This is a genomic window from Promicromonospora sp. NPDC057488 (genome assembly GCF_042802395.1).
In the GTDB taxonomy this organism is placed as follows: Bacteria; Actinomycetota; Actinomycetes; order Actinomycetales; family Cellulomonadaceae; genus Promicromonospora.
Genome location: NZ_JBHVEG010000258.1, coordinates 1 through 6,252, shown reverse-complemented (window position 1 = coordinate 6,252; position 6,252 = coordinate 1). Strand labels below are relative to the sequence as shown.

Here is a 6,252-nt window from a genome sequence, read left to right as displayed (position 1 = left end):
AGATCGGTCCAGGCCTGGACCGATCTCGATGCCAACTGCCGACCGCCGCCGTCACGGTGTCCGGCGGGCGTCAGTGCCCGCCCGACACCACCACGAACAGCCCGGTGGCGACCGCGCCGATCACGACGACGAGGCACAGGATCGCCCCGGCCAGCCGCAGCGGTGTGGGCCGCGGCGTCGCTGTCGCGACCCCCGGCTCGGGCGCCGCGCCCGGAGCCGTCGTCCCCGCCAGCAGGCGCAGCCCCAGCGCGAACAGCGCGGGGATCCCGGCGCCGACCAGCACGCCCGCCAGCAGCACCTGGCCCAGCGCGCCCCACTCGATGAAGTCGCTCATCGCACGTCTCCCTTCGGCGCGGCGTCCACTCCCGGGCCGCTGATCGTTCCTACCGACTCGATCGCGGGGCCCACGGACGACGCCGTCGCGACGGCGGGTACCGGGGCGATGCGCTCGCCACCGGCCTCGCCGGTGGTGGCGGCGACGGACTCGATGTCCGCGCCCTTGGCCTCGTCCCAGTCCTCGTTGACGTTGGTGTGGTCCACCGGCTTGCGCCGCGACACGATCCAGATGGCCGCCGAGGAGACCACCAGCACGCCGAAGACGGCGAGCGTGCCCGCGGTGCCGCCGATCGCGGACTCGATCCAGTGGCACAGCGCGCCCACCAGGCCCGCGGCCGGGAGGGTGAGCAGCCAGGCGACGAACATGCGCCCGGCCACGCTCCAGCGCACCTTCGCGCCCGGCATGCCGACGCCCGAGCCGAGCACTGAGCCCGTGGCGACGTGCGTGGTCGACAGCGAGAAGCCGAAGTGGCTGGACAGCAGGATGACGGCGGCCGATGACGTCTCGGCGGCCATACCCTGCCGGGTGTCGATCTCGACGAGCCCCTTGCCGAGCGTGCGGATGACGCGCCAGCCGCCCAGGTAGGTGCCCAGCGCCATCGCGACGGCGCAGCTCAGGATCACCCAGAGCGGCACGCCGGCGTCGGCGGGCACGGCGCCGCCCGCGATGAGCGCGAGCAGGATGATGCCCATCGACTTCTGCGCGTCGTTGGTGCCGTGCGCCAGCGAGACGAGCGACGCGGAGCCGATCTGGCCCCAGCGGAACCCGCGGTTGGTCAGGTCCTGCGGCACCCCGCGGGTCAGCTTGGCGACGCACCAGGTGCCGAGGCCGGCCACGGCGATCGCGATCACTGGGGCCAGCAGGGCCGGGACCAGCACCTTGGACACCACGCCGGTCCACAGCACGCCCGAGGTGCCGACGGCGGCCAGCACGGCGCCGACCATGCCGCCCACCAGGGCGTGCGAGGAGCTGGACGGGATGCCGAGCAGCCAGGTGAGCAAGTTCCAGACGATGCCGCCCACCAGGCCGGCGAGCACGACCGGCAGGGTGATGACACCGGCGTCGACGATGCCCTTGGCGATTGTCGCGGCGACGGCGAGCGAGAGGAACGCGCCGACGAGGTTGAGGACGGCGGACAGTGCGACGGCAGTCTTGGGCTTGAGCGCACGCGTGGCGATGGAGGTGGCCATCGCGTTGCCCGTGTCGTGAAAACCGTTCGTGAAGTCGAAGGCAAGCGCGGTCACGACGACGAGCGCGAGCAGGAGCGTTTCGGTCACGGCCTTGATCATGCGAGGCGAACCTGGTCAGAACTGCGTTTTTGACTGAAGTCAAGGCACTGTTCCCTCATCGTTCATCTCGTGTTTACCTGGCGGCCGACTCGATGGAGTCCGTCCTGCTCGCGCTCCGGCGACTTGTCCGGATTGGTGCCGGGCGCGGGTCAGGCCGGGGTGTACTCCGCCGCGACGTCGAGCACCCAGGTGACCCCGAAGCGATCGGTCAGCATGCCGAACGCGGGGGCCCACTGTGCCGGCGCGTAGGGCTCGACGACGGTGGCGCCGTCGGCCAGCCGCTCCCACAGGGCGCCGACCTCCTCCACGCTGTCGCCGCGCACGGACAGGAAGAACGGCTCCGAGGTGATGGTGGTGCCGTTCTCCCGGCGGGTGGTCGGGGCGGGCGGGCCTGCGGGTGCCTCGGTGCCGGGCACGTCGTAGGCCATGACCCGGAAGCCGTCGTCGGCGGTGACCTGGCCGAACACGACCCTGGCGGCGTCGGGCAGCTCGGCCGGCATGCCGAGGTCGCCGTAGGTGGTGACGAGGAGCTGCCCGCCGAAGACGGACCGGTAGAACTCCAGGGCGGCGCGGGCCTGGCCGTGGAAGTTCAGGTGGGCGACGGTGCTGATCGACATGGTGCGGTCCTTACGTGGTGGGTGCACCGCCGGAGGTCTCCGGCGGCGAGAGCCAATCTCGCAGCGGTACCGGACAGGGAACGTCCGGTACTCGTGGCACCGTGGGAGTCATGCCCACCGCGCCCTCGACCGCCACGTCCACGCGGCTGCTCTCCTTGCTCTCCCTGCTGCAGGTCCGCCGCGACTGGCCGGCCGAGCAGCTCGCGCACCGGCTCGGCGTCAGCGACCGCACCGTGCGCCGCGACGTCGACCGCCTGCGCGAGCTCGGCTATCCCGTCCGCACGGCCCGCGGGCCCGACGGCGGCTACCGGCTCGGCGCCGGCTCCGACCTGCCGCCCCTGCTGTTCGACGACGAGCAGGCGGTCGCCCTGGCCGTCGCGCTGCGCACCGCCGTCGCGACCGGGGCCGGCATCGAGGAGGCCGCCGCCCGCGCCCTGACCACGGTGCGCCAGGTGCTGCCGGCGCGCCTGCGGCAGCGGGTCGACGCCCTGGAGGTGACGGCCGCGGGGCCGCCCGGGGCCGGGGACCGCGTGGACACCGGCGTGCTGCTCGCGCTGAGCGCCACCGTCCGCTCCCGCGAGGAGGTGCGGTTCGACTACGCCGCGCCCGGGAGCCCCGGCGGCGCCGAGGCGGTGCCGGGACCGCCCCGGCGGGTGCAGCCGCACCACCTCGTGGTCCGGTCCGGCCGCTGGTACCTCGTCGGCTGGGCGCCGGAGCCGGGGGAGTGGCGCACCTACCGCGTGGACCGGATGACGCCGCGCGTCCCGAACGGGCCGCGGTTCAGCCCGCGGCCCGTGCCGGGCGGCGACGTCGGCGCGTTCCTCGAGGCCCGGTTCAAGGGATCCGCGGGGGCCGACGCCTGGCCGTGCACGGGCGAGGTGATCCTCGGCCTGCCCGCCGCGCGGGTGGCGCCGTTCGCGGGCGACGGGCTGGCCGAGGCGCTGGGCCCGGACCGCACCCGGCTGCGCACGGGGTCGTGGTCGTGGGCGGCCCTGGCGGCCACGCTGGCCCGGTTCGACGCGGAGATCGAGGTGGTGGGACCGCCCGCCCTGCGCGACGCCTTCGCGGACCTGTCGCGGCGCGCCGCGCGGGCCGCGGGGCCATGAACCCTGGTTGAGCCCTGGGTGAGCCCTAGTTCAGCCAGGAACGTGCTCCGCTTGCGCTCCGCCGTGCCCAGCCCACCTGCCGGACGTCGATGAACGCGCGGATGCACCCGGCGCACCGGTCGATGTGGGCCTCGAAGCGGCGCTGGTGGCGGGCGTCGAGCCGCCGGTCGAGGTAGCCGGGGATGGCCGCGCGGGCGGACCGGCACTCCGGCTGCTCGGCCCGTGCGGCACCGATGTCGGCACCCGCCCCGGGCTCGTCGATACACAGTGCACTCATGAACGTCACGCGAACCTGCCCCCTGCGCACGCTGCCCGGTGTCGACCGGCTGACAGCAGTCTCACCTTGGATGAGGAAGCATCGAAATTTTGCTGTGATATGACCTCCTTCTCCCGAGCGCGGGCGGTATCAGTGATTCGTCGCGCGCCCTCTTCTTCCGTATCGGTGGTTCCCCAGCAGTCCGCATGCAGGTGATGTCCCATGACCACGACCATCGTCCCGCCGCCCGGTCCGGTGCCCGGCGCGGTCACCGACGACGCCGCCCGGGTGCGCGCCGCCCTGGCCGCCCAGATCCCCGCCAAGGCGGCCGGCAACCTGCTGATCGGCACGTGGAACATCCGCGCCTTCGGCGACCTGACGCACAAGTGGCGCTCCACGCAGGACGACAGCCCCCGGCGCGACTGGCACGCGCTGACCTGCATCGCCGAGGTGGTGCGCCGGTTCGACGTCACGGCAGTCCAGGAGACCCGGCGCGACACGACCGCCCTGTTCGCGCTGCTGAGCCTGCTGGGCCCGCGGTACAGGGTGATCGCCTCGGACGTCACCGAGGGCGGACCGGGCAACGGCGAGCGCCTGGCCTACGTCTACGACTCGGAGCGGGTCCAGGCGTCCGGCCTGGTCGGGGAGCTCGTGCTGCCGGCGGGCGCGCGCAACGACGTCGAGCAGTTCGCCCGCACCCCGTACGCCGCCGGGTTCGTGCGCGGGGGCACCGAGTTCATCCTGACCACCGTGCACGTGCTGTGGGGCGAGACGCCGGCGGACCGGATCGGCGAGCTGACCGCGTTCGCCACCTGGATGCGGGGCTGGGCCGACCGGCCCGGCGACTGGAACCACAACCTGCTGGTGCTCGGCGACTTCAACCTCGACCGGCTCGACGACCCGCTGTTCGAGGCCTTCGCCTCGACGGGCCTGTGGCCGCCCGCCGAGCTGAACAAGGTGCCCCGGACGATCTTCGACGACGACAAGGACCAGCACCAGTACGACCAGATCGCGTGGTTCAGCGACCCCGCCCGGCCCGGCGCGCCCTCCCTGCTCGACGGGCTGACGTACACGGGCCGGGGCGGCAGCTTCGACTTCGTCCCGCACGCGCTGCGGGACCTCACGCGGACCCAGGTGTCCTGGCGGCTGAGCGACCACTACCCGCTGTGGCTGGAGTTCAGTGCCCCACCGACGCCGTGACCAGCCAGGCCGTGAGCAGCACGATCACCACCATGAGCGCCGTCTCCCGGCCGGTGCTGCGCCGCAGGACGCCGCCCGCGGTCGCGGACCGGCCCGCGTGCCGGACCACGCCGCGGCGTCGGGCGGTGAGCCGGGGGACCACCCGGAAGTGGTTGTGCGCGCCGACCGCCGCGACGAGCACCACGAGGGCCACCTTGGCCAGCAGGAACAGGCCCCACTCGCTCTCCCGGAGCTGCGCCGGGTGGTCGAGGATGCCGACGGCGAGGACCACCCCGGCCACGCCGACGACGGCGGCGGCCACGGCCGCCACGACGGAGAACCGGGCGCCCAGCAGGGCGGCGTCGAGGTCGCGGCCGTCGCGGCGGCGGGAGCGCAGCAGCAGGGCGAGCGTGACGACGCCGCCCACCCAGGTCGCGGCGGCCGCGAGGTGCGCGACGTCGGCGGTGACCACGAGCCAGCGCGGCTCGACGGTGTTGCTGTGCCCGGCCAGCACCTGCCCGGCGCCGGCCAGCACGGTGCCGACCGCGGCGGCCCAGGAACCCGGTAGCGAGCGCCAGGCGCCGGCCGCGATCGCGACGCCGCCCGCGGCCTGCAGGCCCGCGTCCCACCGGGTGGTGCCCGTGAGCGAGTCGCCGATCGCGGCCGGCGAGACGGCGGCCGCGAGGTCGCCGTGCGCCACGAGCACCGACCCCGCCAGCACGCGGACCACGAGGCCCGCGAGGAGCACCCCGCCCGACCAGCGGACCAGGCGCAGCACGGCGGGCACGTCGGCCTCGTCCCGGCCGCGCAGCACCAGGGCCGCGAACGCCAGCGCGCCGCCCGCGACCAGGGCGCCCCAGAGCGCGCCCGCACCGCCGAGCCGGGCGACCGCCCCGGCGGCGTCGGTCGCGGGGGAGTCCATGCCGGCCATGTCGTGGCCCATGTCGTGGTCCGTGCCGCTCATGCCGTTCATGTCGTGGCCGGAGGAGGTCGGAGACGGTGTCGCGGAGGGCGTCGCCGTCGGTTCTGCGGCGGCCGCGACGGCGAACCCGAACGTGCCCTCCAGCGGGTGGCCGTCCTGGGCGGCGGCGGTCCAGGTCACGGTGTAGCGGCCGGCGGGCAGCGCCGCGGCCGGGGTCGCGACGAGGGCCACGCCGTCGCCGGCCGCGGCGACGTCGGCCGGGACCGCGCCGTCGGGGCCCTCGATGACCACGCCGTCGCCGAGCAGGCTCACGGGCAGGGTGAACCGCAGCGTGACCTCGGTGACCGGGGCCTGCGCGGTGGAGCCGTCGGCGGGCGCCGTCGACTCCAGGCGGGTGTGCGCGGCGGCGGGCGGCGCCCACGACGTCAGCAGCGGGGCCGTCAGCAGCAGGGCCGCGAGCAGCCCGGCGGCCGTGCGGGTCAGGACCGTGCCGGGGTGCGCCCCGGCGAGCGTTCTGCGCATGTGCGCGCTCCTTCGGGAGTGGGT

At 74.7% G+C, this 6,252-nt stretch carries 7 protein-coding genes; 2 read left to right on the top strand and 5 right to left on the bottom strand.

The annotated features are described in order from the left end of the window. Positions 1-70 precede the first annotated feature (70 nt). From ACFU5G_RS28465 to ACFU5G_RS28455, 3 genes are all read right to left on the bottom strand, one after another. Positions 71-334 carry a hypothetical protein gene (locus ACFU5G_RS28465; RefSeq protein WP_377252235.1) on the bottom strand — a complete coding sequence of 88 codons (264 nt, stop codon included), beginning with the start codon at positions 332-334 and terminating at the stop codon, positions 71-73. Then, entirely contained in the window at positions 331-1,614 is a 1,284-nt protein-coding gene (locus ACFU5G_RS28460) for an anion permease (RefSeq protein ID WP_377252233.1), read from the bottom strand. Before ACFU5G_RS28460 ends, ACFU5G_RS28465 begins: the two co-directional genes overlap by 4 nt. Positions 1,615-1,775: 161 nt before the next feature. After that, positions 1,776-2,243, bottom strand: a complete 468-nt coding sequence (locus tag ACFU5G_RS28455) for a VOC family protein (protein ID WP_377252232.1) — start codon at positions 2,241-2,243, stop codon at positions 1,776-1,778. A gap of 110 nt (positions 2,244-2,353) precedes the next feature. On the opposite strand from ACFU5G_RS28455, the gene ACFU5G_RS28450 reads away from it, so the two are divergent. Beyond that, on the top strand, positions 2,354-3,349 hold the full coding sequence (locus tag ACFU5G_RS28450; RefSeq protein WP_377252230.1) for a helix-turn-helix transcriptional regulator: 996 nt from the start codon (positions 2,354-2,356) through the stop codon (positions 3,347-3,349). 25 nt (positions 3,350-3,374) lie between these two features. Here ACFU5G_RS28450 and ACFU5G_RS28445 read toward each other — a convergent pair whose 3' ends face one another. Continuing rightward, the gene (locus tag ACFU5G_RS28445; RefSeq protein ID WP_377252228.1) at positions 3,375-3,626 is read right to left on the bottom strand and encodes a zf-HC2 domain-containing protein; all 252 of its coding nucleotides are present in this window, start codon (positions 3,624-3,626) and stop codon (positions 3,375-3,377) included. 201 nt (positions 3,627-3,827) lie between these two features. On the opposite strand from ACFU5G_RS28445, the gene ACFU5G_RS28440 reads away from it, so the two are divergent. Next, positions 3,828-4,805, top strand: coding sequence for an endonuclease/exonuclease/phosphatase family protein (locus ACFU5G_RS28440; protein WP_377252226.1), 978 nt, complete (start codon positions 3,828-3,830; stop codon positions 4,803-4,805). Here the strand turns inward: ACFU5G_RS28440 and ACFU5G_RS28435 are convergent. Next, complete coding sequence (locus tag ACFU5G_RS28435) at positions 4,783-6,228, bottom strand: copper resistance protein CopC (RefSeq protein WP_377252223.1); 1,446 nt, start codon at positions 6,226-6,228, stop codon at positions 4,783-4,785. The genes ACFU5G_RS28440 and ACFU5G_RS28435 overlap by 23 nt on opposite strands. Positions 6,229-6,252 lie beyond the last annotated feature (24 nt).

Coding starts and splice junctions, on each gene's coding strand:
- ACFU5G_RS28465 (WP_377252235.1), bottom strand. CDS start 334: ATGAGCGACTTCATCGAGTGGGGCGCGCTGGGCCAGGTGCTGCTGGCG.
- ACFU5G_RS28455 (WP_377252232.1), bottom strand. CDS start 2,243: ATGTCGATCAGCACCGTCGCCCACCTGAACTTCCACGGCCAGGCCCGC.
- ACFU5G_RS28450 (WP_377252230.1), top strand. CDS start 2,354: ATGCCCACCGCGCCCTCGACCGCCACGTCCACGCGGCTGCTCTCCTTG.
- ACFU5G_RS28445 (WP_377252228.1), bottom strand. CDS start 3,626: ATGAGTGCACTGTGTATCGACGAGCCCGGGGCGGGTGCCGACATCGGT.
- ACFU5G_RS28440 (WP_377252226.1), top strand. CDS start 3,828: ATGACCACGACCATCGTCCCGCCGCCCGGTCCGGTGCCCGGCGCGGTC.
- ACFU5G_RS28435 (WP_377252223.1), bottom strand. CDS start 6,228: ATGCGCAGAACGCTCGCCGGGGCGCACCCCGGCACGGTCCTGACCCGC.